The organism is Rhizobium sp. USDA 3886 (genome assembly GCF_056279785.1).
In genome coordinates this window covers 2,500,232-2,526,562 of the sequence record NZ_JBWCDC010000003.1, presented here as the reverse complement: position 1 = coordinate 2,526,562, position 26,331 = coordinate 2,500,232, and the positions used below count along the sequence as shown (strand labels likewise).

The window sequence follows — 26,331 nt, the reverse complement described above, 5'->3', positions numbered from 1 at the left end:
CCTTGATCATTGTTGGTGCGGTGCCCATAACGATAGACAACGCAGCAATAAGCTCGCTGGCGAACGGGGGTCTTCAGTCATGCCGGCAGCTCCTCGCCGGCCTGTTCCCGCACGATGTATTCGGCGTACCAATCCGGCCAATTCTCATCGTGCTGACCGCCAGTGCGTTTCTCGTGCTCGCCGTGCGCAGCCGCTGCGCGACGGAGCGCTGATGCAAGCTCCGCAGACGAGTTGAATGTCGTGTTGTCGGTGTCGACGCGTCCAGGCAACCGCGCGGTCACCTCCTGGAGCAGCCAGCTGTTGGTGTCTGGATCGCTGAATGAGGCGAATGAGGCGTAACTGCGCCGCTCCGGATCCGCGCCCTGGACTCGGCCAGGCCCATCCCCGCTGTGGAACACCTCGCTGACTTCGACACCGCGCTCGGCGAGTTCCGCACGCGCGGCTTCGATGTCGGACACGATGAGAAAAAGGCCTGTTGCGCTACCCAAATGGATCGAACAGGGTGAGCCGGGAGGCGTGAACTGGACGGCGCGAGACCCATCTTTCCTGACGAAGTCGGCATCAAGCCTCCAACCCAGGCTATCGTAAAAGCGCATGGCGCGATCGATATCCGATACAGGGATAACGGCCACCTCGAGTCTCATGTCTGCTCCTGCATTTGTCATAGTTATCTCCTTGTTATTGGACGAACTTCTCACTGAGTGCGGAATGTTTCGATCCGCAGATATTGAGCATCGAATGGAACGTCAGGCCTTGAGTCGGGCGTCCTACTCCCCATCAGGTTGGTTATCGCAACGACCTGAATGCCGCCCTTAATTCTTGGGCGAAAATTGTCGGTTGTTCCCAAGCAGCGAAGTGACCACCCTTGTCGACCTCGTGGAAATAGATCAGGTTGCGATAGGCGCGCCGCGCCCATGTCTCCGGCGCGCGATAGCTCTCGCCCGGAAAAACGGTGATGGCGACCGGGAGCGAAATTTCGGACGTCATCTCCGCGCCCGCAAATGCAGGGCTGCGGCCACCGGTTTCCCAGTAGAGCCGCGCCGATGAAGTACCGCTGTTCGTCAGCCAGTAAAGCGTGACATCGTCAAGCACCTCGTCAGGCGACTTTTCGGGATCGTCGCTATTGTACGTCCACATCGAGAAACCGGGATGCCCGAGCATCCACGCGGCAAGGCCGACCGGCGAGTCCGCAAGCGCATAGCCGATCGTCTGCGGCCGCGTTCCCATCATCACCGCATATGACCTGTTCCCCATCTTTGCGGCAGCGCTGAGCGCATCGAACGTCGCGCGCTCCTTCTCGGTCAATCCCGCTGGCGCAGGCCCGCCGACCGCAAGCACCGCGGCAATCTCGGGCGGTACGATTGCCGGCAGGTTGATGTGGATGCCGAGCAAACCTTCAGGTGCTTGGCGCGCCATCGCGTTTGAGACTGGGGAGCCCCAATCGCCGCCCTGCGCAACGTAGCGCGTGTAACCGAGGCGCTTCATCAGCTTGGCCCAGATTTGCGCGATATGGTCGGGGCCAAAACCGACGCTCGTTGGCTTGCCGGAAAAGCCATAGCCCGGCATCGACGGAATGATCACATCGAACGCGTCCTCAGCAAGCCCGCCATGGCGGGTTGGATCCGTGAGCGCATCGATGATTTTGAGTTGCTCAAGCACCGAACCTGGCCAGCCATGGGTGATAACCACAGGCAAAGCGCCGGGCTGCTCCGAACGGACGTGAATGAAATAGATGTCAATTCCGTCGATTTTGGTAACGAATTGGGGCAGGGAATTCAGTTTTGCTTCCACCTTCCGCCAGTCGTAGTCGGTCCCCCAATACTCGATGAGCGGCTTGATCTTCGCGAGCTGTATGCCTTGGGACTGATCATTAACCGTCTCCGGGTCAGGCCACCGTGTGGCGGCGATGCGGCGGCGGAGATCGACAAGTTGGTCGTCCGGAATATCGACGCGAAATGGGCGGATTTCGTCAGCCGTGGCCGCCATCGTCGGATAAGGGAAAACGCCCGCGGCAGCCGCAGCTGCAATTCCCATCGCAGCTGCGCTAAAGATCCGGCGCCGGTCTTGATTGATAACTTCGGGACTCAGTCGCTTACGCATCTTGAATCTCCTTGTTGCGTCTGCGTTCAGCGGTTTGACCGCCAAACCTTGAGGTCAGCCTCGATTGCCAGGGCATCCTCCAATAGGAAATGACAGTGACCTATGATCGAGCCGCCCTACACTGGGTCGCAACAACAGTAGGACTAAAGGCGTGGCCAACGGCATCAATCACTTTGGTAGCCGACACATCGCATATGGGACATGACGAAAAGTTCGTTCTTCGCCATCTTTGTCGATTATCAGATACCTTTCGTGCAGCACTGCGCGCCCGCATTTGCTAATCGAATTCGGTGTAAAGAATGGGATTATTTAGGTGCATTTCAGGGCGTCGAATGGCGAGGCAGCTATAGCCGAGAACTATACTAGTGTCACTTAACCCAAAGTGAGTAACTGGCAGCATCTACGCGAGTGGGACATGCTCGTGTCGTATTGCACTTGTAGAGGGCCGGCCGATCAATCCCAAATGTTCCCGGTCTGTGCTTCGAATGTCGCATAATGTCTCAACTGGATTGCACAGCAGCATTGAGTGGCTCTGCGGTTCGGTTCCGCTCAAGGCGGTCGGGTTCGCCGGCTATCTCAATGATGGGAACTGACTAATCACAGCGCGTAGCCTGGCCGGTAAGCAACGAGTTCGGTGTTGCCGTGGCTGAAGGGCAGGTCGTGGCCCTCAGCCACGGCGGACCGGAGCGGCATCATTTCGGAATGCGGGGGCGGATTGCCTCGGAATCTGCAATACGTCAAACCCTGTACGAGCATCGAGCCAGACCCCGGACGGGATGATTGGGTCGGGCCGGTAGATATTCAGTCTCGTAGCGTGGTGAAACGCCACAAGGTGCCAGACAAAGCTCGTGATGAAGGTCGGCACGACGTGGGCGAGCACGGCGAGCGTAGCGTTTCTTGATGGCCTTGCTTCTCTCCCGCGAGCGTTTTGGCTTGGCTTCATGTTGCGGGCGGCGTTTTGATGCAGGCGGGCCGACACTTTCAGCCAGATATGCGGTCCGACCCATGCAAAAGCTGCTATCGTGAGTTCTGACAGACGACCGCTACTGATAACAGACGTTAGCGGTTACTCGTCGCCGGGATGGGGGTTGCGGGCGGCGATCCACCTGTCGAGCGCCCACTTGCCCGGCCCCCAAGTAATAACACCGAGTGCCATCGCCGCCCAGGTCAAATGAATGGGCCATCCGTCTGGCACCGTGAGCTGAATGATGATCGTCATCGCGAGCAGTCCGAGCGCCGCAAGCCGCGTCATCAATCCGAGAACCAGAAGGATCGGCAACAAAACTTCCGCGCACGCGACCGCAAAGGCCATCACGGCTGGCGCCGGGAAGTCATAGGGCCCGCCCGGCAGATGCAATTTGAATTCCGATGTGAAGAGGAGGATGGCCACATCGTTCAACTGCAGGAAGCCGTCCCACTTGCTCATGCCTGAGCGCCAGAAGGGCACGGCGAGCCCAAAGCGCAAGGCGAGTTGGGCCAGCGATGTCGGCGCAAAGGTGGCAATCAGGCCATCGATCCGACCGAGCCAGCCTGTCTTCCCTCGGGTGACGGGATTGTGGAAAAATTTTCGTATAGAAGTCAGCATCTCATCCTCCATCGCGGACCGCCGTGAACGCACCCGCCTCGAACATCGTGCGAATAGCGGTCGCGAGATTGAATTCTGGGCAGCTCGTGCTCGCTGTCGCCGCAGCTTTTCCAAGTGGCTCGCGCGCCATGAGGTGGGCGAGGAAGATATCGGCGCCTGGCGGAAGGCGGCGAACCTCCACCTCCAGCATCGGCCGCGTTACCAGTGCGCTCTCCGCTGCCGTCGCCGAGATGCGGCCGACCGGATCGCTCGCCCTGTTGACCAAAAAGATCGTCACGGCCGGATAGGCAGAAGGAACGATGCGGGTTGCCGGATGCGGATCGAAAATGAGGTCACCGAGCCGTTCCGGCGGGACGCAGGCAAGGACATTCGGCTGCAACACAGCGGAATCCGCCGCATGATAGGCATCAAGCCAGGCCCGCTCGATGCGCGCGACGTCGGCGAGCCATGGCATGGATTGCGCATGTTCGTAGCGCTCGATGAAATCCGGAAAATCCCGGCCGTACTCGAACAGCAGCGGTGATGTCGGCGGCGTCTCGCCGACGTGGAACCGGGCCATGGCACGAAAGAACGTCTCTCCGGTGATGCGCAGTGTGGCGGGGAAGACAGCCGCGAGAGCATCGAGCAGGCTAACGGTTACATTGTTGCGATAGACATTGAAGCGCTTGCCGGCAGCCTTGCCGTTCGGGCCGGCAACGAAAAGGGGTGTTGCGCGAGCGGGATCGAGCAGCCCAGCCACGATGCCTTCCGGATAGTCGAGGCCGTTGGCAGCCTCGATACGATAGCCCCTAAGCGCGCACATTGATACGCTCCAGTCGCAGAGCCGCGTACCGATCGAGGATCGCCTGCGCCTCCTTTGCCTCGGCCTTCAATACCGGCCAATCGGGAATGGCGCTGTCCCATTCGATGAGCGTCGGAATAGCGCCGCAGCGCCCGATCACGATGTCGAACAGCTTCCAAACCGCGTCGGCAACCGGCCCGTCGTGACTGTCGATTAGGAGGAGATCACCCTCGTCGTCTTCCTGCTCCGTGTGTCCCGCCAGATGGATCTCGCAGACATGTTCGAGCGGGTATTCGGAAAGGTAGTCGAGAGCGGAAAAGCTGTGGTTGATTGCCGAGACGAAGACGTTGTTGACGTCGAGCAGCAGCCCGCAGCCGGTGCGTCTCACGATCTCCCGGATGAAAGCGGTCTCGCTCATCGTCGACTCGCTGAACAGTACGTACGTTGAAGGGTTCTCTAACAGAAGCGGCCGGCGGATCACCGCTTGAATCTCATCGATATGTTCAGCGACGCGCCGCAGCGTGGCTTCGGTGTAGGGGAGCGGCAACAGATCGTTGTAGTAGGTCGTGTTGTGAGTCGACCAGGCCAGATGTTCCGAGACGAGCGCGGGCTCATATCGTTCGATCAGCCCCGCGAAGCGCGCCAGATGCGCCTTGTCCAGCGGCTGCGGCCCGCCGATCGACATGCACACGCCATGGAGCGAAACAGGATAGTCCTCGCGGACGCGCGCAAGTGCGGCATGCGGCGGGCCGCCCGCGCCCATGTAGTTTTCCGCATGGACTTCGAAGAAGCCTCCATTCCGATCATCGTCCGCGAGGATCGACGGCAGATGCTGGTGCTTGAAGCTGGTGCCAGCGCGGCCTTCGATCGGATGCGCCGGAAAGCGGAGAGTTCCCGACGCGCCAATATCCGTATGCTTTGCCAAATTGGGCATCATTGCCTCCACTTTCCGGTGTCTGGTTGGGCTTACGAGGGGAGGTCGCGCGACAGCGCTTCTGTCGAGCCCTTGCGGTCGCCCGGCAGATCCATCGTCGTGCAGGTGCCGCCGTCGACGAATTTCCAGGCGTTGCCCTGATAATCGACGGTCGAGGTGGCCTGGCAGGTCGTGCCGGGGCCGGCCGCACAATCATTCTGACCCTTGAGCGCGACGCCGAAACACTTCTCCTTTCCGGCATCCATCGCGGCCTTGACCTGCGCCTGTGTGAGCGGTGCGGCGATCGCAAATGATGACACCGCTGCCGCTACGGCACCGGCCAACATGGCCGCACTGATTGTGGATTTCGTGGACATGACATCTCTCCATTTTTGAGGACCCGTGCGACCCGTGATCAAGGCCACACGGAGCTCTGTTCGCAGCCAAAGGGCGATTTGTTACATTATCCGCGTACACGGTTTCGTGAGCAGACGGGCCGGACTACGATGATGATGGACCAACTTGCTCCGAGCATGAACGTGATCGACCGCCGTGAGGGGAGTGGAATACGGACGGTCCCGTCTTTCGCTCACTCCGCGACGGCGGCGAGATTTGCGGAGCAGTACAAACGGCGAAGACCAGCCCGGCGAGACCGCGCTGCCCGCCAGGAACGGCGGCGGTGAGCAAGCTCAGAAAGGCAAGTTCGAAAGAAGAGAGAGAGAGAGAGAGAGAGAGAGAGAGAGAGACGTGAGCAACGCGCGCAAGAAAACTGCGTCCGCAATGCTCGGCACCGAGGATTGCCCCTCCGTAGGAGATCAGGACTTGGGCTTCCGTCCGACCTGGCGACGCTACTCGATCCGCGCAAGGTCGCCATCGAATCCCATTTGCGTATAGAGGCCGCCGTGGAATTGCCGCGAGATGGCATCCTCGATGTCCGGCGTACTCAGGATGTCGGCCGCATAATCCTCCGAGTCGTCCTGCGGTCGATAACCGAGCGACTCGACGCCTGCATTGCGGTAGCGGTTGCGCCTGTTGTTGGAGATGCCGTAGACGACGATGAAATGATAGTCGGGCGCATCGATGCAGCATCCGACCAACCGCACGGCGTCGCGCGGGCTGAGCCAGATAGGGAGCAGGCGCCGATCAGCCGGCTTGTCGCGAAAGGCGCCAATGCGGAGACAGGCGACCGACAGGCCGTGTTTGTCGGCAAACAGGCGTCCGACTGCCTCGCCGAACACCTTGCTCACTCCATAGACGCCGTCCGGCCGCGGAGCGACCGTCTGGTCGATGAAGCGGGCGCGCCGATAGAACCCGACCACGTGGTGCGAACTCGCATAGATGACGCGATGCACACCTTGTCGCCGCGCAGCCTCGAACACATTCCAGGTTCCGACCACGTTGTGAGGCAGGATTTTGTCCCACGTATCCTCGCCTGCGATTGCGCCGAGGTGGACAACACAATCGACGTCCCGCATGGCGCCTTCCACCTCGGCGAGATCGGTGAGATCGGCGCGCATGATCTCTTCGCCGGCGCGCGCCGGATCGAGTGGCGCGATGTCGGAAAGGCGCAGCACCGCGTACCGTCCGCGCATGCCTTCACGTAAGGTACTCCCGATTTTTCCGGCCGCGCCGGTGATGAGAATGCGATTCATGCTTCCCTCTCAAAACCCCGATGTGGCCGTGCTGCAAGCTGGTATGGACGGCAGCTCCGGCTGGCCATCTCTGAGCACGCAAGCACGCGTCAGATTTCGACCGCTCACGACCGGCCGGAGTCGAACTTCAACGCAGACTCCGATTAGGGGCGTACTTTACAGCAAGGCGATGTGCCTGGCCATCGGCGGACCGTCGATCCACCTGCCTAGCTCGTGTCTGCTTCTCTTCTTTTATCGCGACGATGCACAGCAGCGGATCGCATCAAACGAGACCAGGTGGCGGAATTGGTTCAGCGAAACCTTCAAGCTGGCTTAGGCGCCGGCGCATTTTGGATCCCGTTGCTGACATTGGAGCAATCTCGATCGCCGGTCGGCGCCTTGCCCTGCAAAAGCCTCAGAATTTGCTCATGTGTCCTACACTGAGCTGAAAGCCTCGCACTTGGACGGAGGCAAGGCAATGACAGGAAATTCAAGCGGCGGACGGCATTGGAGCCGCTGGAGGATGGCGGGCTGGGCCGCGGCAGCGGCGCTCTTGCTTCTGCCCTTCTTCGCGATGCAATTCACCGATGGAGTGAATTGGGACGTGGTCGACTTTTTGGTCTTCGGCGCGATGCTGCTCGGCGTTGGCGTCACCTATGAGTTGGCGGTGAGGATGACGGGCAGCAGCGCCTACCGCGCCGCCGTCGGTGTTGCAGTCGCGGCGGCGTTCCTCCTCGTCTGGATAAACCTCGCCGTCGGCATCATTGGAAGCGAGGACAACGCTGCCAACCTGATGTATGGCGGAGTTCTCGCCATCGCGGTCATCGGCGCAGCCAACGGTCGCTTCCAGTCCGCTGGAATGACGCGGGCGCTCTCCGCAACTGCGCTTGCTCAAGTACTGGTCGGTATCATTGCACTGGCCGCGGAATTCGGATCTACGGCGCCTCGCTTTCCAGAAGCCATCGTGCTCTCGACCGGGTTCTTCGTCGCGCTGTGGCTTCTATCGGCATACCTATTCCTGAAGGCGGCGAGGGGGTAAACTCCCACAGGCGCGGCGCCGTGGTACCGTCCAGGCTGATTCGCGCCATCCTTCCCTTCGCTTCGCCTCCGGCCGCGATCGAATACGCCCAGTCGCGGAGGCGGGAAACCACCCGAGGATCGTTGACCTTTCTGCCGGAGGCCGCGTCACCCCAGCCAATACCTTGGCCCCGGCCCCTTGCGTCCTGCCACATCAGCAGGGTTCGCCAAGCTACATCGGTCGATCGACAGGCAGCCGCAACCGATGCACTCGGTAAGCCCGGACCGCAGGCGCTGCAACTCGGCTATGCGCTGGTCGATGCGCTTTGCCCACTCGCCCGACAACCGCGACCAATCCCGACGCGACGGCACGCGATCGGCTGGCAACTTGGCGAGCTCGGCGCCGATCTCTTCAAGGGTCAGTCCGATCCGCTGCGCGAAGATGACGAAGGCGATCCGGCGCAACACGGACCGGTGATAGCGCCTATGCCCCGAGCCGGCCCGCTCGGATGCAATCAGCCCGCGCTCTTCGTAGAAGCGCAGGGCGGATGAGGCGACGCCGCTGCGCCGCGATACGTCGGTGATGGTCAGCATCGGATCCATGCATAAACGAAAGCACGATTCCCACTTGACTTCAAGTTAACTTGAACTTGTAGCAACTACTCCTAGGGATTGAAGGAGCACTGGCAATGCAGACGAATATCGATCTTCAGGGACTTCGCGTGACGGTCACGGGCGGCACCTCCGGCCTCGGACTGGCGCTTGTGCGGCAGCTTACCGCGAAGGCTGCGTGCGTCGCCTTCGTTGCCCGCAGCGCCGCGAATGTCGAGCGCGTCTCAGCCGAGACGGGCGCGCACGGCATTGTCGCCGACATAAGCAGGAAGGACGACATCTACCCGATCGCGATGCAGGTCACTGCCGGCCTCGGCGGGGTCGACGTCCTGATCAACAATGCATCGAGCCTCGGTCCTGTCCCTCTGGCGCTTCTTGCCGATACCGATTGCGAGAAGCTGGAAGCAGCGCTTGCCGTCAACCTCCTCGGCGCGTTCCGGCTGACGAAAGCGTTGTTCGGTGCGCTTGCCGCGTCCGCACGCGAGGGCCGCGGCGCGCTGGTGGTCAACATCTCCAGCGACGCGGCGGTGAACGCGTATCCCGGCTGGGGGGCGTATGGTGCGAGCAAGGCCGCTCTTGCGCATCTAACGGCGATTTGGGATGAGGAGGTGAAAGACGATGGCATAAGGCTCCTCGCGCTCGACCCTGGCGATATGGACACGCCGCTGCATGCGCTGGCGCTTCCAGACGCAGATCCGTCGACCTTGAAGGCCCCCGAGCTGGCAGCTGCCGAGATCATCGAAAAGATGCTCGACGCGTTGTCGGTCCAGGCCAGGCTTCTCGCCGGGGAACACGCATGATTGCCGTCGCCCGCCCCGATCGGCACTCCGCCAGGCTGTTCGTCGTTGCGGCGGACGGAATGATGCGCGACCTGCCGCGCACCAAACTCGCAACGCTGTTCGATCCCGGAGACCTGGTCGTCGCCAATGACGCCGCGACCTTGCCTGCCAGCTTGCAAGGCACGCATGTCCCAAGCGGGAAGGCGATCGAGATCCGCCTGGCCGGCTGGCTATCACTTCCCGATCCCACCCGTTTCGTGGCGATTGCCTTCGGCTTGGGCGATTATCGCACGCGCACGGAAGACCGGCTGCCTCCGCCTGCGCTGTCAACAGGCGACCGCCTCTGGCTCGGTCCGCTTGAAGCCGTCGTCGAGCGCCTTCTCGACCATCCTCGACTTCTCGAACTGTGCTTCCCAGGCAACCGCGCAGCGGTGCTTGCAGGAATGGCGCAGCACGGCCGGCCGATCCAATACGCGCATGTTCCCGAGCCGTTGGCGCTGTGGGATGTTTGGACGAAGATTGCCGCCCGACCGTTCGCGTTCGAGGCGCCGTCGGCAGGCTTCGGGCTCGACTGGCGCACGCTCCAAGCCTGGCGTCGGCGCGCCGTCGGCTTCGCAGCACTCACGCATGCCGCGGGCGTCTCTTCCACCGGCGATCCGGTGCTCGACTCGCGCCTTCCCTTCGATGAGCCGTACCGCATCTCCGAGCGCACCGCAGCGCAGGTCGCGCGGGCGAAACTACGCGGCAGCCGCATCATCGCGATCGGCACGAGCGTCGTGCGCGCGCTCGAGGCGGCCGCTAATCCCGATGGCAGCGTGCGTGCCGGAAATGGCATTGCGACAGGGCGCATCGAGCGGGGCACACCGCTCCGCGTTGTCGATGCGATTCTCACGGGCGTCCACCAGCCCGGCGAAAGCCACTTCGAGCTCCTGCGCGCCTTCGCCGATGATGCCCTGCTCGCGAAGGCCTCCGCAGCGCTCACGGCGTGCCGCTACCGCGCCCATGAATTTGGCGATTCCGTGCTGCTGAATTGTTAACCGCTGCTCTTATCGATCCGATCCGGCCTGCAGAACTGGTCGAGGTGAAGAGATTGAGATTCCGTGCCGAACTGATCGGAGCGCTGGAGACGATTGAGAAATGCATCGCCTGCCTTGTGCGGTGGCCTGTCCGGAACTCGAGAAGCGCGCTTCGGTAGGTTGAATGATTGCGCTGCCTGTTAGCAGCGAAACAAGACGCAATCGCATGAGCAGTGCAATGTAGGCCGCTCTTTGAAGGCCCATCTATTTTTTTGGCCCTTGACTCATTTCGGCATGAGAACATAATGAGAACATTGGCGTCGCGATCAAGCGGCATTCCATGAAGCTCAAGACGCGGGTGCCGCGCGCCGGCGTGGGAGGAGGATACACGTGCGTCCATTGGCGATCGAAGAGACTCCGCCCGAATGCACCGACCTCGACTGGGAGGTGCAGGCCATCCTTGCCTTTCACGATGATGACGCCAAAGCGGCGATCGAGACATTGCTGCTCGACTGCAAATACCTCAGGCACCAGCTGGCCTTGGCGGAGAGCGTGCTAAGCCGCGGCATCACGCGCGGGTGGTCTCCGAAATACGAACGGGATGTATAGGCAAATGAACGGCTATACGATCAACTGCGACCTCGACCCGACTGCGACGGACGTCGAGGCCACCATGACACTCAGCGATTGTGTCAGCCGCGAATGCTTTGACCGGCTCAGAGAAAACGGCGGGCGGCAAAAGTCGATCGAGTTGCTTCATATGCTGAATGATCCGCGTGGCGTTTTCGCCAAGCTCGTCGAATATCGATCCGGATGACGGTGACGAGGACATTTTCGAGGATTGCGTCCCGATGCGCAGGTTTTGCGCGAAGGAAAGGCCGCGTCCATCCGAGCTGGAGCGACATTAAATCTTGGGAAACACGATCGAGGCCGAAATGCCTGAGAGCTATAGACGAGAGCCTGGAGATCCCGGCGCGGCATACCACATCCCGACGTTGTCGCATTACGACGACGGCAGCAACATGCTGATCAAGATCAATTGCATCCGGTGCAAGATAAGGCATCACTACCGCCCGCAGGATCTCCTTGAGGTTTGCGGCGACGTCGCGCTCGACAAGGTTACGCGGCAATTCCGCTGCGAGAGATGCGGCCGGAAAGACTATCTGGAAGTGTCGCTGGATTCATTGATGACAAGCGAAATGACCGAGCTGAAGGTTAGGCGCTTGGTGAAGATCAAGACCATCCGGCGGCCGGTTTGGGAAGACGTGAGACCGTCAGTGGACGATGCCTAAGCGATCGGCCTTCGGCTGACAGAAAGGTCGGACTTTAGTCCAAGTTGACGATATTTCAATCATAGCTAAATTAGCGTCTGCATAAATAACCGGGGGCGGTCAGATGCTGGGGGATTCATTCAGAGAAAGTGACTTGCGCTTGATGTCAGGTGCGGTTCAGGCTTGGTACCGGCACTTTGGCTTGGCGCCCGAGACGAGATGTTCCGCCGTGCTGTGCAGTTCCGTGATCGATCTGTTCAACCAAGGCCATGGTTCCGCCGATGATCTGGCCGCGCTTCTGATTGCTCTCTACGATGGACCGAAATCCGTCGAGCGCCCACCGACGTCTACCAAAGCGCACTAGCAGATATTTGCAGCAGATACTGGATGACATTTGCCGGCGTGATCTGCGTCGCCGATCCGCGTCGCTTCATGTGGTTTATCGCAGTTGTCGTCGGCTGCTCTGGAGCCATCTCGGCATGTTCGACGTCGTCGCGACCGCCCCGGGAAGATCCGGCCGACCGGCCGGTGAAAGGCATCCAGTCGATCGAGCACGGCAAGACGACGTCGGTTGCAGTCAGCAACGGCTCCAGGGTTCACGGCGGGCGATCTTCTTGTCGAGCTCGACGAGACCCAGCTGAAGTCCGATGAGGATGTCGTGCTCACCGAGCTGGAGGCGCTGAGCGCCGAAGTTGCCCACTGCCGCAAGGCTGCCGTCGCCGCAGCACGCTAATGGCAGGCCGAAGCGCTGCGCATGGGCTGGTATACTATGATAGGGGTAACGTATTGCCCTGAAGAGCTAACTTGATTGGATTAATCGGCAAAAGCATTTTAGGCCTGCAGATTCTCAATCTAGTCCGCAAGGCGAAAGGGACGAACGTGAATAAAGCCGTGAATGTGAAGCAGCCGAATGCAATCGACGTGGAGGTCGGCCAGCGAATCCGTATGCACCGACTTGCCCGTGGCATGAGCCAATCAGCGCTTGCTGAAAAAGTCAATGTCACGTTTCAGCAGGTGCAGAAATACGAAAAAGGCAGCAATCGGGTGGGAGCGAGCCGGCTTCAGGGCATTGCCGACTGTCTCAATGTGCCTGTCTCGTTCTTTTTCGAAGCAATTCCGGGGGCGCCCGAGAGTGCAAAGTCAGGCCTGGTGAACGGCATAGACGATCTAACAGGATTTGTTTCCACCGCCGAGGGGCTCGCACTCAATCGCGCATTTCTTGCTGTAAAAAACGCCCGCATACGGCAAAAGATCGTGAGTTTGGTAAAATCGGTTGCGTCGCGGGAAGGCGTCGGTTCCGATAGGGGCGAAATGACACCTTAAAGGAAATCCTGTTGTATCGCAGCAGGAACGGCTAAAGATCGGCCAAAACTCTGGGAAATCTGTAAAAGTAAGACGTTTGGCCCTGAATGCGTATGAATATTTTCATCATGCGCAGGGAGCACCAACAAACGCTATGCCCGCCGCAATGAAAAGGGACAGTTTAGGCCCCGCCGGTTGTGGAACAAGTTCCCGGTACTGGCCATTTGTTGTCCATGAAAACAGCCCTGCCGATGTCGCTGTTCGCTCTGGTCTTCACCGTTGATGGTGTTGCCACGCAGGAACTCCGGCGCGAAGCCATCAATGCCGCTTCGATCGCTTCCATCGTCGCAGAGCGGTCGACAAAGGCGCCTGCCGATCCAGATCCAGCGGTCGTCCGTCTCCAAGTCCTTCTCGATCGCGCGGGCTCGTCTCCAGGTGTGATCGACGGCTTCTACGGCGAGAATGTCCGCAAAGCTGTGGCCGCCTTCGAGGCGATGAACGGTCTTCCTGTCGATGGGAAGACGGATCCGGAGGTGGTCTCCCGCTTGGGAGGCAATACGCCCATTGTCGAGAGCTACGTCGTCTCGCCAGAGGATGCCACGGGTCTCGTCGACAGGATCCCTGAAGATTACGACGAGAAGGCAAAGATGCAGAGGCTCGGCTACACGAGCGTTGAGGAGAAGCTTTCCGAGCGGTTCCACATGGACGTCGACCTTATGAAAGCCCTCAACCCCGCTTCGCGGTTCATTCCTGGCGACACGGTCTGGGTCGTGACGCCCGGCCCTGCGAAAGAAGGAACAGTCGCGAGAATCGAGGCCAGCAAGACGACAGGGCAGGTCCTGGCCTATGCCGAGAACGGATCGCTGCTTACAGTCTATCCTGCGACAATCGGAAGCAAAGACAATCCGGCCCCGTCGGGCAAGCACAAGGTGAAAGGCGTCGCGAGGATGCCGGTCTACAGGTACGACCCGCGGCTCAATTTCAGGCAGGGGAAGAATAACAAGGTTTTGACGATACCAAAGGGGCCGAACGGTCCGGTCGGCAGCGTCTGGATTGACCTGACTGAGCCTACTTATGGAATACACGGGACGCCTGAACCGAAGCTCATCGACAAGGTTGGATCGCACGGTTGCGTGCGTCTCACGAACTGGGACGCCGAAGAGCTGGCCGGAATGGTCAAGCCAGGAGTCTTGGTGGACTTCGTCAGTCGAAGTCCGGCCGCTCCTAAGTGAAGCGTATGCCATTTCGTTCGGCACGGCGGAAAATCCGCTCTCCTCAGCGCTCCTAGGGATCCCAACCAACGGATGGAAGCAACCATTGGTGAGTGCACGAATCTTCACATCACCATCCGGCCCTGTGTGCTGTCGAGGTCAATCGTCTTCACACGGGGGGCGCAAACGCGCTACCGAAACATATATGGGCACAGGCAACGAACCTGTGCCCATATATTCTGGCTCTCCACTCCAGGGAGAACCAAGACGCGAGAGGGAAGGATATCGACGGCCACTATTTCCTGGTAAGGAACGCGAACGTCCTGTCCGCCCGTCCAAGGCCGTCATAAATATGAGGCTTGAGAGAGCGGAAAAACACGGGCAAGAAACGCGCCGGCGATAAACGTTCCGAGCATGAGAGTAAAAAGCGAGTTATTTTCGCTGTGCTTATTACGGTGTCGACTGACTGAACTTTCCGCCTCGATATCACGGGATCGCGCCATCAGGACATTGAGCGATACTACGGCTCGAGCAATCGCTGAGCGGTGAACTTGTCGGTCACCAGCGTGTCTATGACGCCAAGTCGTAGCGCGCCGGCAATAGCGGCCGCCTTTTTCGAGCCGCCCGCCAAGGCAATGACACGATCCACCCGCGCAAGATCCTCAAGAGGGATACCGATAACACGCTCATCCAGAGGCGTCTTCACCGCTTTGCCGTTCATGTCAAAGAAACGGAGCGAGATGTCGCCGACGGCACCTGCATCCGCGAGATCAGCAAGCTCCCGCGACGAAAAGATGTTCCCCGACCGTGCGAGGAGTTCGGAGGGTTCGACCGCGCCGACCCCGACGATCGCAAGTGTGATGCTGCCAAACAAGTCCATCGTCTCTCGGACAAATGGATCGGACTGCATGAGGAGCTTGGCCTCTCGCGAGGTGGTCACACCTTGCACAGGGAGAAGTTTAGGCTCCGCACCGGTCAGCCGCGCAAGCCGTGTAGTAAGTTGGGTCGCGTGCGTTTGCACTGACGGATCGCCCATGCCGCCGAGCGTCTGAACGACGTATTTCGCCTGCGCGCTCTTCTGAGGGTGGATGTTTTCGACCATCTTGAAGATAGTTTGACTCCAACTCGAAACCCCGATGATCTCGCCGGGCGCGAGCGTGACCTCCAAGAGATGAGCTGCCGCTTCTCCGATCCGGGCCATGATGGCTCCGTCGCGATCTTCCGTACACTCCACCACAACTGCCTCGGGCAGGTCGTACTTATCTCGGAGCGCGCCCTCGAGTTCGCTATAGGTTCCCACAGGAGGGATGACGCTCGTCCGGACGATATCTTCGGCCTCGGCACGCTTCAGCATTCGGGAAACTGTGGCCTGCGACAGGCGAAGATGCTGCGCTATCTCCGCCTGTCGCCTTCCCTCAATGTGATACATCTGGGCGACTCTTGAAATGAGGCGGAGTTCGTTTAGGCGAGACATGGCTGATCCCGGTGTGAATTTTTATTCACCTTTAGCCGGTGTTTGGCGCAACGTCGAGCGGGCGAGAGCATCATTCCAGGTATTCAGGAGCGCTGCTCGGTCCACCGGTTCTGGGTTAATGATCTGCGTGCTTCGGGGCAGTCCTGCGATGACCCCCAGATCGCTCCACAGGCCAAGTGACAGCCCTGCCAAATATGCGGCTCCCAGAGCCGACGCCTCGGGCGCCTCGCATTGGATGACGGCGTGTTCGATAAGATTCGACACGCACTGCATCAGGAAGAGGTTCTGGCTTGGTCCACCATCGACATAGAGGGCGCCGAGTTCGCCGCCGCTCTGTGCGCGCATGGCCGCGATCACATCGTGGACCTGGAACGCAATCGAGTCTGTCACCGAGCGCGCCATCTGCGCGCGCGTCGTACTGAAATTGATCTGAGAGAAGAGAGCACGCGCGTCGGAATTCCAATATGGTGCCCCCAAGCCGACGAAGGCTGGCACGAATCCCGGTCCACCCGGTTCCGCGGTTGCTGCGAGGTCGACGAATGCCGCGACGTCCGCAAGCCCCAGGATGCTGGTCATCCACGGCAGGCTGGCTGCCGACACGAGGATGTTGCCTTCAAATGCGAACGTCGGCGTTCCGCCAACTCGCCAAGCGACGGTGGTCGTGATGCCGTTACGCGGGGCGATGAAGCCTGGAAGCGTCGTCATCACGGAGGAGCCCGTTCCAAAGGTTACCTTTGCATCGCCAGGTTTGAACGCTCCGTGACCGAACAGGGCCGCATGGCTGTCCCCGATTGCCGCCCTGATGGGTGTTCCGTCCGGCACGCCCGGCAGCCCCTGCGTGCTTCCGAAATCGGCAGAGCTGTCGAGCACCTCCGGGAGGAGTTCGGTATCGACGCCGAAAATTTCGCCGAGCTCCTTGCTCCATGTCTGCTCCTGGAGGTCGAACAACTGGCTCCTGGCGGCGTTCGAGGCATCGCAGACGTGCCTGCGCCCACCCGTCAGGCAGTGCACCAGCCAACTGTCGATCGTCCCCAGCCGAACTGATCGGCCGCTTGGCACCCGATCGAGCAGCCACCGGAACTTAGAGCCAGGAAACATGGGATCCAGCGGAAGCCCGGTGAGCGTCTGCACACGATCAAGATGACCCTCGGCGAGGAGACGCTCGCAATCAGGCGCCGTGCGCCTGCATTGCCAACTTAGGACGGGTCCCAGTGCTTTTCCGGTCTCAGCATCCCAAACGGTAACCGACTCGCGCTGATTGGAAATTGCCACAGCAGCAATGGTCACGTCCGGGACCGCTTCCAGGCAGACTTCGATCGCCTCGCAAACCGAGGTGTAGAGACGGTTTGGTTCTTGTTCGACCCAGCCGGGTTTCGGATGCGAAATACCGACAGCCGCGGAGCCTCTAGCGAGGACTTCTCCCTTGTCGGAAACTAGAACTGCCTTAGAATTGGTCGTGCCCTGATCGATCGCCAGAATAGCGAGCATCCTATCCTCCACAAATTAAAAGGCCAGGCGGCGGAGCGTCCCGGCTTGATCACGTGCGACCCAGCTTATTTTCGCTTGATGAGCATCTGGGCGGCGTCCGCGATTGCCGATGGAGCCATGCCGAACTCATCGAGAAGGAACTCCGCCGAACCGGTCGGAGCATAGACGCCCGGAACGCCCAGGCGCTTCATCGGGACGGGAGCGTTGTCGACCACCACCTCGGCAACTGCCGAGCCAAGCCCGCCGAAAATCGAATGCTCTTCTGCTGTCACGATCGCTCCGGTTTCCTCAGCAGCGGCAATGATGGCATCCTCATCGATAGGGCGAACAGTCGCGAGGTTGAGGACTCTTGCCTGGATGCCGCGCTCTGCGAGAATTTCCGCGGCTTTCAGCATACGGTGAGTCAATGTGCCGTTCGCAATCAGCGTGACGTCGGAACCATCGCGCAGGAGGCTTGCCTTGCCAAGCTCGAACTCGTGACCTTCCGGCAGAACGTCAGGTACACCCACGCGTGACAGGCGAAGGAAGCAGGGGCCGTCGTAGGAGGCCGCCCATTGCACCGCAGCGGCAGTCTCGATCCGATCGCAAGGAGCAATCACAGGAAGGTTCGGCAGGACTCGCGTCCAGGCGAAGTCTTCGATCGAATGGTGGGTCGGACCGAGCTCGCCATATGCCATTCCAGAGGAAATTCCAACGAGCTTAACATTCGCATTCGAGTAAGAGATATCCGCCTTGATCTGTTCAAGCGAGCGGCCCGTCAGGAAAGGCGCGGCGGCGCAAACAAACGGCAGCCGCCCGCCGTTTGCGAGTCCCGCGCTGACGCCGACCATGTTCTGTTCGGCAATGCCGACGTTGACGAGCCGGTCTGGAAACTTTGACTTAAAGCCGCCGAGCTTCGATGAACCGACAGAATCGTTGCACACCGCGACGATCCGGTCATCGGTCACGGCGAGCGCCTCGAGGGTCGCCGCGAAAGCATCGCGGCAGTCGTAAAGTTTGGGTGCGTTTACCGGCGCGTTCATTACAGTGCCTCCGAAAGTTCTGCTACTGCGATGTCATACTGTTCCTTGCTTGGCACCTTATGATGCCAGTCGACACGGTCCTGCATGAATGAGATGCCATGGCCCTTGTTGGTGTGGGCGACGATGCCATGCGGACGGGAGCCTCGACTTTCCAACGCCGGCACGATTTCATCCATGCTGTTGCCATTGATTTCGGTCACATCCCAGCCGAACGCCTCAAGCTTCGGCCGCAGCGGCGCAACGTTGTTCGTATCGGCCAGGGACGCGCCCTGCTGGAAGCGATTGTGATCGACGATCAGCGTTAGATTGTCGAGGCCAAACTGGGCAGCCGCCATGAGAGCCTCCCAGTTGGAACCCTCCTGCATCTCGCCGTCTCCGGTGATGACGTAAGTTTGATAGTTCGCTCCGGAGAGCTTGGCGGCCTTGGCCATGCCGACAGCGACTGGCAGACCGTGGCCGAGCGGACCGGTATTCGTTTCGACGCCTGGAACTTTGTTGCAGTTGGGATGCCCGTTCAGTCTCGAGTGCGGGTGCAGAAAGGTGGAAATCTCCTCTTCCGGAATGAAGCCGCGCTTTGCCAGGGTCACGTACAGTGCGCACGCCGTATGCCCCTTGGAAAGAACGAACCTGTCCCGATCGGGGTGCTTCGGCTGATCGGGCCAAACGTTCAGCACGCGGAAATAAAGGGCCGTCAAGATGTCGATGACCGACATCTCTCCGCCGATATGGCCGGCACCTGCTTCGAAGACTGCCTGAAGGTCGCGCAATCGGATCTCGCGGGCGACGCGCTCAAGTTCTGTGGTATCCATGGATTCCTCGTGCATAAATATTCAATAGGCGATATTTTTGCACAAGGTGAGGTTTAGTCAAGCCCCTTGCGCAAAACATCCCACCAGTAGGGGCTGGGAAAATCATGTTGACAGCCAGAAAGCAACTTGTTAATTCATTTTCCGGCATGTGTGAATAATTATTCTTGCCTGCACAAATATCTACTGCCGACGAGACCAGGGAGGAATGATGGTGGCGCTCGACATCAACGAACAGAGACTTTCGTCCGGCACCTGGCTGAGCAAGCTCAAAGGCGCCACCGGCCCGCTCGTGGGGCTGCTCGTGCTGTGCGTCTTTCTGAGCTTCAGCACGGACGCGTTTCTTTCGGTCAGAAACGGTCTCAACATCCTCGATCAGATCACCGTCCTTGGTATCATGGCGGTCGGGATGACATTCGTCATTCTGATCGGCGGCATTGACCTGTCGGTCGGTTCGGTACTTGCCCTTGCGATGATGGTCATGGGCTGGACCGCCAACATCGCCGGTCTTCCGCTTCCCGTCGGGATCGCTTTCGGACTGCTCGCATCGGCAGTTTCGGGGCTGATAGTGGGCCTGCTGGTGACGCAGTTCAGCGTTCCGGCGTTCATCGCCACTCTGGCCATGATGTCTGCGGCTCGCGGCGTCGCAAACATGATCACAGACGGTCAACAGATCGTGGGATTCCCTGACTGGTTCATGATGCTCGCAATCGATCGTCATTTCGGCGTGCTGACGGCTACCGTCTTCCTGATGCTTGCCGTGGTCCTTGCAGCTTGGCTTTTCCTGCACTTCCGTTCCGAAGGTCGCATGCTCTACGCGGTGGGTGGAAATCCGGAGGTCGCGCGTCTGGCGGGTATCAACGTCCAGCTCGTGACGATCGGCGTCTATGTGGTGAGTGCAGTCCTCGCAGGACTAGCAGGCATCGTGCTCGCGGCTCGCCTGGACTCGGTCCAGCCGTCCAGTGGTTTTGGCTATGAGTTGGACACCATCGCTGCGGTCGTCATTGGTGGGACTTCGCTCTCCGGCGGCGCCGGCGGTATCGGGGGGACGCTTATCGGTGTTCTTATCATCGGTGTCCTTCGTAACGGGCTCAACCTTCTTAATGTCTCGCCGTTCCTTCAGCAGGTGATCATCGGCATCGTCATCGTACTTGCGGTGGGCGCGGAGACAATTCGTCGGCGTCGCGCCTGACGAGCGGCCCGCCGAGTTGGCGGACGCCACGAATTCCGCCCCGAAGGGTTGGGGCGGATCAATACCCCGAGGGGGAGGTATTACCCGAGGGTCCCATCAAACAACGGAGGAAATACAATGAAAATTGCGCGCACCATGCTCGCGTCTGCCGCACTGCTTGGTCTCACGCTCGGCCCCGTACACGCGGCGGAGCTGAAGAAGCTCGGCCTGGCCGTTGCTAACCTTCAGGCAAACTTCTTCAATCAGATCAAGCAGTCTGTCGAGGACGAAGCCAAGAAGCGTGGCATCGAAGTCGTCACGGTCGACGCGAAGGGCGACGGACCGACGCAGGTGAACCAGATCCAGGACCTTCTGACGCAGAACATCGACGCACTGATCTACATTCCAGCGGGGGCGGCGGCCGCGACTGTTCCGGTCAAGCTTGCCAAGAACGCCGGCGTCCCGGTGGTGAACGTCGACCGCAATGCTGACGGCGCGCCAGGCGACACTTTCCTTGCCACGGATTCCGTCGCGTCTGCCAAGGCCGTCTGCGACTACATTTTGAAGCAAGCCGGCGGCAAGGGTAAAATGGTTATCATCCATGGCCAGAAGGGCACGACGCCCGAAGTCGACCGTTCCAAGGGATGCGCTGAATCCCTCACGGCCAATCCGGACGTGAAGGTTGTCGCCGAGCAGTACTCGAACATCTGGAGCCAGGACGAAGGATTCCAGATCATGCAGAACATGCTCCAGGCAAATCCCGACGTCTCGATCGTGTTCGCACAGGCCGACGCGCTGGCGCTTGGCGCCGCGCAGGCAATCAAGGTCGCCAATCCCTCCCAGAAGATCGTGGTTGGGGGTTTCGACGGTGACACAGCTGCCCTCGAAGCGCTGAGCAAGGGTGTCTTCGACGTGACTGCGACGCAGCAGACGCAGAAGATGGGCCGCGATGCGGTGGAAAATGCCGCCAAGCTCGTCGCCGGAGAGAAGATACCTCCGGTGCAGCTCATGGACGCCACGCTGACGACCAAGGAAAACGTCGCAGGCTTCATCGCGAGCCATCCGTAACAAAGTCGAGATCTTGAGGAGGTGTGCCGTGACTGATCCGGTTCTTTCCCTGAGGGGCATATCGAAGCGATATGGACCGCTCCAGGTTCTGAAGAATGTCAGCTTGGACGTCTATCCGGGCGAAGTGGTTGCACTTCTCGGTGAGAATGGAGCGGGCAAGTCAACGCTATCCGGCATCATCGCCGGGTCACGCACGCCATCCGAAGGATCCATGACATGGCTGGGGCAGGCTTATGCCCCAGCCACCCCAAGGGAGGCGATCGACAACGGCGTCGTCCTAATCCACCAGGAGCTGCAACTCCTGCCGCAGCTCTCCATCGCAGAGAACGTCTTCATCGGACGCTGGCCCATGAAGAACGGCATTGTCGACCGCGCCCAGATGGTCCGCCGCGCTCAGGAGCAGCTCGCGCGGCTGAACCTTCACATACCGGCAACGCGGAGGGTCGCCGGCCTTTCGACCGCAAATCAACAGCTCATCGAGATCGCGAAAGCGCTGGCTCTCAATGCAAAGCTCCTGATCCTTGACGAGCCGACCGCGGCCCTCGGTGGAGCGGAGACGGAAGCTCTCTTCGAACAGGTTCGGAAGCTTCGGTCAGAAGGCGTTGGCATCATCTACATCTCCCACCGCATGGAGGAGATCAAGCAGATCACTGACCGGATCGTCGTGCTTCGGGACGGGGAGCGTGTGCAGGAATTCGCCGACAGCGCGACGCCCGTGCGAACGATCGTCGAGAGCATGGTCGGACGCTCGCTCGACCGCCTGTTCCCGGCCCTGCCTGTTCCGACTGAGCGCCCGGTACTTCAGGTGTTGGGGCTGAGTTCTCCGGACAATTCGTTCCGCGACGTCACCTTCGACGTAAAGGCAGGCGAAATCCTTGGAATTGCCGGACTGGTCGGCGCCGGCCGCACGGAACTTGTCCGCGCGATTTCGGGAGCGGATCCGATCAGTGAAGGCTCGATCAAGCTGGAAGGCGAAGAACTCAGGCTACGCGATCCTGCCGACGCGATCGCTAAGGGAATCGTAATGGTTCCGGAAGACCGCAAGGATCAGGGTCTGGTCGTCGGGCACCGGATCGGCGAGAACATTATCTACGCCAACCTTGACAAGCTGGGTGGGCGTTGGATTACGCCGCAGGTCAAGCGTTCGTTCGCGGAGAAGGCGGTTGTCAAGTTCGGCGTAAAAGGTCGTGCCGAGCAGTATGCCTCGGACCTGTCCGGCGGCAATCAGCAGAAGGTGGTCATCGCGAAGTGGCTCATGCGCGATCCGAAGGTCGTTGTACTCGACGAACCCACGAGAGGCATCGACGTCGGCGCCCGGGCGGGCATCTACGAGATCATCGTCAATCTTGCAAAACAGGGCGTTGCGGTCATCGTCGTGAGCTCGGACCTCGAGGAAGTTCTCGGCGTTTCAAATCGCATTCTCGTGCTTGCCCAGGGCAAGCAGGCAGGCATTCTCAATCGTGACGAGGCAAACGACGTCTCGGTCATGGAGCTCGCTACAATCTAAATAGACAGAGAAAGGAAGAGCGGTGTCCGACATCACTCTGAACGCCCCGAAGCTTTTCGATCTCAGCGGCCAGGTTGCCATCGTGACTGGCGCCGGCAGCGGAATTGGGCAGCGCATTGCCATGGGTCTTGCACAGTGCGGTGCCGACGTCGCGCTGCTCGACCGCCGAACCGACGACGGACTGGCCAACACGGCTAGACACGTTCAGGCCGCCGGCCGCCGCTCCATCCAGATTGAAGCGGACGTCACGCGCAAGTCATCTCTCAGCGAGGCGGTAGCACGCACCGAGGCGGAGCTCGGCGCACTGACGCTTGCCGTCAACGCCGCAGGTATCGCCAACGCCAATCCCGCGGAAGAGATGGAAGAGGACCAGTACCAGGCGTTGATGGACATCAACCTGAAAGGGGTTTTCCTTTCTTGCCAGGCCGAGGCCTGCGCCATGTTGAAGAACGGACGCGGATCCATCGTCAACATCGCGTCCATGTCCGGCGTGATCGTCAACCGGGGCCTGAGCCAGGCGCACTATAACGCTTCCAAGGCCGGCGTGATCCATATGTCGAAGTCCATGGCGATGGAATGGGTCGGCCGCGGCATCCGCGTCAACACGATCTCGCCCGGATACACGGCGACGCCCATGAACACGCGTCCCGAGATGGTCCATCAGACCAAGCTCTTCGAAGAGCAGACGCCGATGCAGCGCATGGCTGCGGTCGACGAGATGGTCGGTCCGGCCGTGTTCCTGCTGTCGAATGCGGCAAGCTTCGTAACCGGCGTCGATCTGCTTGTCGACGGCGGTTTCTGCTGCTGGTGATGCGATGCGAAAGCTGATTGCCGGCAACTGGAAAATGAACGGTCTCGCTTCCTCCCTGGCTGAGATCGAGGCGCTGAAGGGGCTCACGGGCGAGGCGGCGTGTGACATCGTCGTCTGTCCGCCCTTCACGCTGATCGAGAACGCCGCGAAGCGCTCGAAGGATTCGACCGTTATCGTCGGCGCTCAGGACTGCCACCCCGAGGCGTCCGGCGCCCGCACCGGAGACATCTCCGCGGGCATGCTCGTCGACGCGGGGGCACGCTTCGTCATTCTCGGCCATTCCGAACGCCGCGCGTCCCACGACGAAACCGATGCGATAGTCGCCAGCAAGGCCGTCGCCGCTCACAAGGCCGGACTGACCACGATCATTTGCATCGGCGAGACCCGCGATGAACGCGATGATGGAAAGGCGATCGATGTCGTGGGTGGACAGCTTCGAGGTTCAATGCCCGCGAGCGCCGCCAGCTCGAACATGGCGATCGCATATGAACCGGTCTGGGCCATTGGAACCGGCTTGGTTCCGACCATTGAGGAGATCGAGGAAGTCCATTCCTCGATAAGACAGATGCTTGAAGAGCGATTGGGCGATGATGGGCGCCTCGTGAGGATCCTTTACGGTGGTTCGGTGAAGGCTTCGAATGCAGCCTCCATCTTCCGCGCGGCAAACGTGGATGGAGCGTTGGTCGGAGGCGCATCGCTGAAGGCGGCAGAGTTCGCCGAGATCATTTCTGCGGCCGCTTGAAGGCGGCATGACGCAAGGGGTCGCCGGCTCTGCGGTCGACGCCCGAGATCGTCTGGCACCGGGAAGGATGAAAGAATGAAACGCTTTGAGAACAAAACCGTGGTCATCACCGGAGGCAGCCGCGGCATCGGCGCTGCGATCGCCAAGCGCTTCGCAAAAGAAGGCGCCAATCTCGTCGTCTCCGCCAACGAAGAGTCGGTCCATGCAGTCGCCGAGCAGATCAAAACCGATGCTGGCAATGCTATCTCCTTCGTCGGAGACGTCACCGACAAAGCCAGCGTGAAGGCTCTCTACGACGCAGCAGAGAAGGCTTACGGCGCTGTGGACGTGTCGATCCAGAACGCCGGCGTCATCACCATCGCCCGCATCGAAGACATGACGGAAGGTGAGTGGGACAAGGTCATGGCCGTCAACACCAAGGGCGTCTTCTTGTGCGCGCAGGAAGCAATTCTGCGCATGCGCAAGCATGGACGAGGTGGCCGTATCATCAACACCGCCTCCGGCCAAGCGCGCGACGGCTTCATCTACACGCCACACTACGCCGCTTCAAAGATGGGCGTTGTCGGGATCACCCAAAGCCTTGCCAAGGAAGTCGCGACCGAAAACATCACCGTCAACGCCTTCTGCCCGGGCATCATCGAAACGGATATGTGGGCTTATAACGATCAGGCGTGGGGGAAGCTCCTCGGCAACTATGGCCCTGGAGAACTCATGAAGCAATGGGTCGAAGGCATTCCGATGAAACGGGCCGGATCAGGTGAGGACGTCGCCGGTCTCGTCACTTTCCTCGCCAGCGACGATGCTGCCTACATCACCGGCCAGACGATCAACGTCGATGGCGGCCTGATCATGTCGTAGCTTTATTCGACAATAAGAAACGGTGCGTTCACTGGAAAACCGGATTTTCGCTCGGTTGGCGGCCGGCGACCTCTTGCACAACAAGGCATCGATCCTCTATGTTGCATGCGTTCTCAGGGCGGGGTGCAATTCCCCACCGGCGGTATCGAGGCAACTCGGAGCCCGCGAGCGCCTTCGTGGATACGGAGGGTCAGCAGATCCGGTGAGATGCCGGAGCCGACGGTTACAGTCCGGATGGAAGAGAGCAATGCAGCGGACGCCGCCTCAAGAGCGGCGTTTCGTATGCTTGTTCGCCCAAGGGAAAATGGTGGCTATGACAGGCCATGCACGCCGCTCACAGCGGCTAACCCTTGAAAGGCAAGAAGTTGGCAATTTCCAAAATCGATGATGCGATCGCCGCAATTTCGCGGGGCGAGATCGTCGTCGTTGTCGATGACCGTGACCGGGAAAACGAAGGCGATCTCGTGATCGCTTCGGAAGCCGTAACTCCGCAAGCAATCGCGTTCATGATGAATCAAGCTCGCGGCCTCGTCTGCGTTGCGATGGAAGGCGAGAGGCTTGATGAGCTTGACATTCCTTTGATGGTGCCACGCAACACCGAGGTGCTGAAGACCGCCTTCACCGTCTCCGTGGACTACATTCCCGAAACGACGACTGGGATATCCGCCGCCGACAGGGCCGCGACCGTTCGAGCACTCGTCAGGGAAGGTTCTCGCCCCGAGGATTTTGCACGGCCAGGTCATATCTTTCCGCTTCGAGCCCATGCGAACGGCGTCCTTTCCCGCCCTGGCCACACCGAAGCAGCAGTGGACCTCGCCAAGCTTGCTGGTCTATCCCCGTCCGGCGTGATTTGCGAGGTGGCCAACGACGATGGCACGATGGCACGTCTGCCGGAGCTCGAACGCTTTGCCGAACGGCATGGTCTTCATCTGATCACGATTGAAGACCTCATAGCCTTCAGGGCAGCGAGCGTGTCCGTTAAGGCGGCCTAGTTCCTAAGCGCTCGTGGCGCCTGCTTTCATGTGCGGGGGCAAAGTTCAAACATGGGTCATGTATGGATGCCCCCGTTCATGCAAGGCTTTCATAGAACGATATGAACGTGTGATCGGGTGCGGTCATGTATCAGGCCTTTCGTTGCGGCTTGAGTACAACCGCTGGCCGGTATG

Annotated in this window: 28 protein-coding genes and 1 riboswitch; of the genes, 16 read left to right on the top strand and 12 right to left on the bottom strand. The window is 60.1% G+C overall.

What is annotated here, in order from left to right:
• Positions 1 to 77 precede the first annotated feature (77 nt).
• The 7 genes from ACZ9BX_RS35205 to ACZ9BX_RS35175 form a co-directional block, all read right to left on the bottom strand.
• The gene (locus ACZ9BX_RS35205) at positions 78 to 665 is read right to left on the bottom strand and encodes a VOC family protein (RefSeq protein ID WP_476222966.1); all 588 of its coding nucleotides are present in this window, start codon (positions 663 to 665) and stop codon (positions 78 to 80) included.
• Positions 666 to 786: 121 nt separating this feature from the next.
• On the bottom strand, positions 787 to 2,100 hold the full coding sequence (locus ACZ9BX_RS35200) for an epoxide hydrolase family protein (protein ID WP_087006077.1): 1,314 nt from the start codon (positions 2,098 to 2,100) through the stop codon (positions 787 to 789).
• Positions 2,101 to 3,166: 1,066 nt separating this feature from the next.
• Entirely contained in the window at positions 3,167 to 3,685 is a 519-nt protein-coding gene (locus tag ACZ9BX_RS35195) for a DoxX family protein (protein WP_476222965.1), read from the bottom strand.
• 1 nt (position 3,686) lies between these two features.
• On the bottom strand, positions 3,687 to 4,487 hold the full coding sequence (locus tag ACZ9BX_RS35190) for an HvfC/BufC family peptide modification chaperone (RefSeq protein ID WP_476222964.1): 801 nt from the start codon (positions 4,485 to 4,487) through the stop codon (positions 3,687 to 3,689).
• Positions 4,474 to 5,400, bottom strand: coding sequence for an MNIO family bufferin maturase (bufB, locus tag ACZ9BX_RS35185; protein WP_476222963.1), 927 nt, complete (start codon positions 5,398 to 5,400; stop codon positions 4,474 to 4,476). The genes ACZ9BX_RS35190 and bufB overlap by 14 nt, the downstream gene beginning before the upstream one ends.
• A gap of 32 nt (positions 5,401 to 5,432) precedes the next feature.
• Complete coding sequence (locus tag ACZ9BX_RS35180; protein ID WP_476222962.1) at positions 5,433 to 5,756, bottom strand: BufA1 family periplasmic bufferin-type metallophore; 324 nt, start codon at positions 5,754 to 5,756, stop codon at positions 5,433 to 5,435.
• A gap of 471 nt (positions 5,757 to 6,227) precedes the next feature.
• Positions 6,228 to 7,031: an NAD-dependent epimerase/dehydratase family protein gene (locus ACZ9BX_RS35175; protein ID WP_476222961.1), complete on the bottom strand. Its 804-nt coding sequence runs from the start codon at positions 7,029 to 7,031 to the stop codon at positions 6,228 to 6,230.
• Positions 7,032 to 7,488: 457 nt separating this feature from the next.
• Between ACZ9BX_RS35175 and ACZ9BX_RS35170 the strand changes: the two genes are divergently transcribed.
• A complete protein-coding gene (locus ACZ9BX_RS35170) occupies positions 7,489 to 8,049 on the top strand; it encodes a hypothetical protein (protein WP_476222960.1) in 561 nt (186 codons plus the stop codon).
• A gap of 146 nt (positions 8,050 to 8,195) precedes the next feature.
• Here the strand turns inward: ACZ9BX_RS35170 and soxR are convergent, their stop codons facing one another.
• Entirely contained in the window at positions 8,196 to 8,630 is a 435-nt protein-coding gene (soxR, locus tag ACZ9BX_RS35165) for a redox-sensitive transcriptional activator SoxR (protein ID WP_027509101.1), read from the bottom strand.
• A gap of 86 nt (positions 8,631 to 8,716) precedes the next feature.
• On the opposite strand from soxR, the gene ACZ9BX_RS35160 reads away from it, so the two are divergent.
• From ACZ9BX_RS35160 to ACZ9BX_RS35125, 8 genes are all read left to right on the top strand, one after another.
• Positions 8,717 to 9,439: an SDR family NAD(P)-dependent oxidoreductase gene (locus ACZ9BX_RS35160; RefSeq protein WP_132567392.1), complete on the top strand. Its 723-nt coding sequence runs from the start codon at positions 8,717 to 8,719 to the stop codon at positions 9,437 to 9,439.
• The gene (locus tag ACZ9BX_RS35155; RefSeq protein WP_476222959.1) at positions 9,436 to 10,455 is read left to right on the top strand and encodes an S-adenosylmethionine:tRNA ribosyltransferase-isomerase; all 1,020 of its coding nucleotides are present in this window, start codon (positions 9,436 to 9,438) and stop codon (positions 10,453 to 10,455) included. The genes ACZ9BX_RS35160 and ACZ9BX_RS35155 overlap by 4 nt, the downstream gene beginning before the upstream one ends.
• Positions 10,456 to 10,824: 369 nt before the next feature.
• Positions 10,825 to 11,043 (top strand): hypothetical protein, encoded by a 219-nt coding sequence (locus ACZ9BX_RS35150; protein WP_476222958.1) that lies wholly within the window; start codon positions 10,825 to 10,827, stop codon positions 11,041 to 11,043.
• A 4-nt stretch (positions 11,044 to 11,047) separates the two neighbouring features.
• On the top strand, positions 11,048 to 11,251 hold the full coding sequence (locus tag ACZ9BX_RS35145; protein WP_476222957.1) for a hypothetical protein: 204 nt from the start codon (positions 11,048 to 11,050) through the stop codon (positions 11,249 to 11,251).
• Positions 11,252 to 11,369: 118 nt separating this feature from the next.
• Positions 11,370 to 11,726, top strand: a complete 357-nt coding sequence (locus ACZ9BX_RS35140) for a hypothetical protein (protein WP_476222956.1) — start codon at positions 11,370 to 11,372, stop codon at positions 11,724 to 11,726.
• 550 nt (positions 11,727 to 12,276) lie between these two features.
• Entirely contained in the window at positions 12,277 to 12,438 is a 162-nt protein-coding gene (locus ACZ9BX_RS35135; RefSeq protein ID WP_476222955.1) for a hypothetical protein, read from the top strand.
• A gap of 146 nt (positions 12,439 to 12,584) precedes the next feature.
• Positions 12,585 to 13,028: a helix-turn-helix domain-containing protein gene (locus ACZ9BX_RS35130; RefSeq protein WP_476223134.1), complete on the top strand. Its 444-nt coding sequence runs from the start codon at positions 12,585 to 12,587 to the stop codon at positions 13,026 to 13,028.
• Positions 13,029 to 13,240: 212 nt separating this feature from the next.
• Positions 13,241 to 14,239, top strand: coding sequence for a L,D-transpeptidase family protein (locus tag ACZ9BX_RS35125; protein WP_476222954.1), 999 nt, complete (start codon positions 13,241 to 13,243; stop codon positions 14,237 to 14,239).
• A gap of 499 nt (positions 14,240 to 14,738) precedes the next feature.
• Here ACZ9BX_RS35125 and ACZ9BX_RS35120 read toward each other — a convergent pair whose 3' ends face one another.
• The 4 genes from ACZ9BX_RS35120 to ACZ9BX_RS35105 all read right to left on the bottom strand — a co-directional run bounded on the left by ACZ9BX_RS35120 (position 14,739) and on the right by ACZ9BX_RS35105 (position 19,011).
• A complete protein-coding gene (locus ACZ9BX_RS35120) occupies positions 14,739 to 15,692 on the bottom strand; it encodes a sugar-binding transcriptional regulator (protein WP_087002349.1) in 954 nt (317 codons plus the stop codon).
• Between the two features lie 21 nt (positions 15,693 to 15,713).
• On the bottom strand, positions 15,714 to 17,180 hold the full coding sequence (locus ACZ9BX_RS35115; protein WP_476222953.1) for an FGGY-family carbohydrate kinase: 1,467 nt from the start codon (positions 17,178 to 17,180) through the stop codon (positions 15,714 to 15,716).
• A gap of 65 nt (positions 17,181 to 17,245) precedes the next feature.
• Entirely contained in the window at positions 17,246 to 18,202 is a 957-nt protein-coding gene (locus tag ACZ9BX_RS35110) for a transketolase family protein (RefSeq protein WP_476222952.1), read from the bottom strand.
• Entirely contained in the window at positions 18,202 to 19,011 is an 810-nt protein-coding gene (locus tag ACZ9BX_RS35105) for a transketolase (RefSeq protein WP_476222951.1), read from the bottom strand. The genes ACZ9BX_RS35110 and ACZ9BX_RS35105 overlap by 1 nt, the downstream gene beginning before the upstream one ends.
• A gap of 208 nt (positions 19,012 to 19,219) precedes the next feature.
• On the opposite strand from ACZ9BX_RS35105, the gene ACZ9BX_RS35100 reads away from it, so the two are divergent.
• The 7 genes from ACZ9BX_RS35100 (at position 19,220) to ribB (ending at position 26,157) form a co-directional block, all read left to right on the top strand.
• Positions 19,220 to 20,200, top strand: coding sequence for an ABC transporter permease (locus tag ACZ9BX_RS35100; RefSeq protein WP_027509112.1), 981 nt, complete (start codon positions 19,220 to 19,222; stop codon positions 20,198 to 20,200).
• A 117-nt stretch (positions 20,201 to 20,317) separates the two neighbouring features.
• Positions 20,318 to 21,247 (top strand): substrate-binding domain-containing protein, encoded by a 930-nt coding sequence (locus tag ACZ9BX_RS35095; RefSeq protein WP_476222950.1) that lies wholly within the window; start codon positions 20,318 to 20,320, stop codon positions 21,245 to 21,247.
• 28 nt (positions 21,248 to 21,275) lie between these two features.
• Positions 21,276 to 22,754 (top strand): sugar ABC transporter ATP-binding protein, encoded by a 1,479-nt coding sequence (locus tag ACZ9BX_RS35090; RefSeq protein ID WP_476222949.1) that lies wholly within the window; start codon positions 21,276 to 21,278, stop codon positions 22,752 to 22,754.
• Between the two features lie 22 nt (positions 22,755 to 22,776).
• Positions 22,777 to 23,565, top strand: coding sequence for an SDR family oxidoreductase (locus tag ACZ9BX_RS35085; protein ID WP_476222948.1), 789 nt, complete (start codon positions 22,777 to 22,779; stop codon positions 23,563 to 23,565).
• Between the two features lie 4 nt (positions 23,566 to 23,569).
• Complete coding sequence (gene tpiA / locus ACZ9BX_RS35080; protein ID WP_476222947.1) at positions 23,570 to 24,307, top strand: triose-phosphate isomerase; 738 nt, start codon at positions 23,570 to 23,572, stop codon at positions 24,305 to 24,307.
• Between the two features lie 75 nt (positions 24,308 to 24,382).
• Positions 24,383 to 25,165 (top strand): glucose 1-dehydrogenase, encoded by a 783-nt coding sequence (locus tag ACZ9BX_RS35075; RefSeq protein WP_476222946.1) that lies wholly within the window; start codon positions 24,383 to 24,385, stop codon positions 25,163 to 25,165.
• A gap of 105 nt (positions 25,166 to 25,270) precedes the next feature.
• A riboswitch (FMN riboswitch) is annotated at positions 25,271 to 25,415 on the top strand.
• Between the two features lie 115 nt (positions 25,416 to 25,530).
• Positions 25,531 to 26,157, top strand: a complete 627-nt coding sequence (ribB, locus tag ACZ9BX_RS35070; RefSeq protein WP_476222945.1) for a 3,4-dihydroxy-2-butanone-4-phosphate synthase — start codon at positions 25,531 to 25,533, stop codon at positions 26,155 to 26,157.
• Positions 26,158 to 26,331: the final 174 nt, after the last annotated feature.

Coding starts and splice junctions, on each gene's coding strand:
- ACZ9BX_RS35205 (WP_476222966.1), bottom strand. CDS start 665: ATGACAAATGCAGGAGCAGACATGAGACTCGAGGTGGCCGTTATCCCT.
- ACZ9BX_RS35200 (WP_087006077.1), bottom strand. CDS start 2,100: ATGCGTAAGCGACTGAGTCCCGAAGTTATCAATCAAGACCGGCGCCGG.
- ACZ9BX_RS35195 (WP_476222965.1), bottom strand. CDS start 3,685: ATGCTGACTTCTATACGAAAATTTTTCCACAATCCCGTCACCCGAGGG.
- ACZ9BX_RS35190 (WP_476222964.1), bottom strand. CDS start 4,487: ATGTGCGCGCTTAGGGGCTATCGTATCGAGGCTGCCAACGGCCTCGAC.
- bufB (WP_476222963.1), bottom strand. CDS start 5,400: ATGCCCAATTTGGCAAAGCATACGGATATTGGCGCGTCGGGAACTCTC.
- ACZ9BX_RS35180 (WP_476222962.1), bottom strand. CDS start 5,756: ATGTCCACGAAATCCACAATCAGTGCGGCCATGTTGGCCGGTGCCGTA.
- ACZ9BX_RS35175 (WP_476222961.1), bottom strand. CDS start 7,031: ATGAATCGCATTCTCATCACCGGCGCGGCCGGAAAAATCGGGAGTACC.
- ACZ9BX_RS35170 (WP_476222960.1), top strand. CDS start 7,489: ATGACAGGAAATTCAAGCGGCGGACGGCATTGGAGCCGCTGGAGGATG.
- soxR (WP_027509101.1), bottom strand. CDS start 8,630: ATGGATCCGATGCTGACCATCACCGACGTATCGCGGCGCAGCGGCGTC.
- ACZ9BX_RS35160 (WP_132567392.1), top strand. CDS start 8,717: ATGCAGACGAATATCGATCTTCAGGGACTTCGCGTGACGGTCACGGGC.
- ACZ9BX_RS35155 (WP_476222959.1), top strand. CDS start 9,436: ATGATTGCCGTCGCCCGCCCCGATCGGCACTCCGCCAGGCTGTTCGTC.
- ACZ9BX_RS35145 (WP_476222957.1), top strand. CDS start 11,048: ATGAACGGCTATACGATCAACTGCGACCTCGACCCGACTGCGACGGAC.
- ACZ9BX_RS35140 (WP_476222956.1), top strand. CDS start 11,370: ATGCCTGAGAGCTATAGACGAGAGCCTGGAGATCCCGGCGCGGCATAC.
- ACZ9BX_RS35125 (WP_476222954.1), top strand. CDS start 13,241: ATGAAAACAGCCCTGCCGATGTCGCTGTTCGCTCTGGTCTTCACCGTT.
- ACZ9BX_RS35120 (WP_087002349.1), bottom strand. CDS start 15,692: ATGTCTCGCCTAAACGAACTCCGCCTCATTTCAAGAGTCGCCCAGATG.
- ACZ9BX_RS35115 (WP_476222953.1), bottom strand. CDS start 17,180: ATGCTCGCTATTCTGGCGATCGATCAGGGCACGACCAATTCTAAGGCA.
- ACZ9BX_RS35110 (WP_476222952.1), bottom strand. CDS start 18,202: ATGAACGCGCCGGTAAACGCACCCAAACTTTACGACTGCCGCGATGCT.
- ACZ9BX_RS35105 (WP_476222951.1), bottom strand. CDS start 19,011: ATGGATACCACAGAACTTGAGCGCGTCGCCCGCGAGATCCGATTGCGC.
- ACZ9BX_RS35100 (WP_027509112.1), top strand. CDS start 19,220: ATGGTGGCGCTCGACATCAACGAACAGAGACTTTCGTCCGGCACCTGG.
- ACZ9BX_RS35095 (WP_476222950.1), top strand. CDS start 20,318: ATGAAAATTGCGCGCACCATGCTCGCGTCTGCCGCACTGCTTGGTCTC.
- tpiA (WP_476222947.1), top strand. CDS start 23,570: ATGCGAAAGCTGATTGCCGGCAACTGGAAAATGAACGGTCTCGCTTCC.
- ACZ9BX_RS35075 (WP_476222946.1), top strand. CDS start 24,383: ATGAAACGCTTTGAGAACAAAACCGTGGTCATCACCGGAGGCAGCCGC.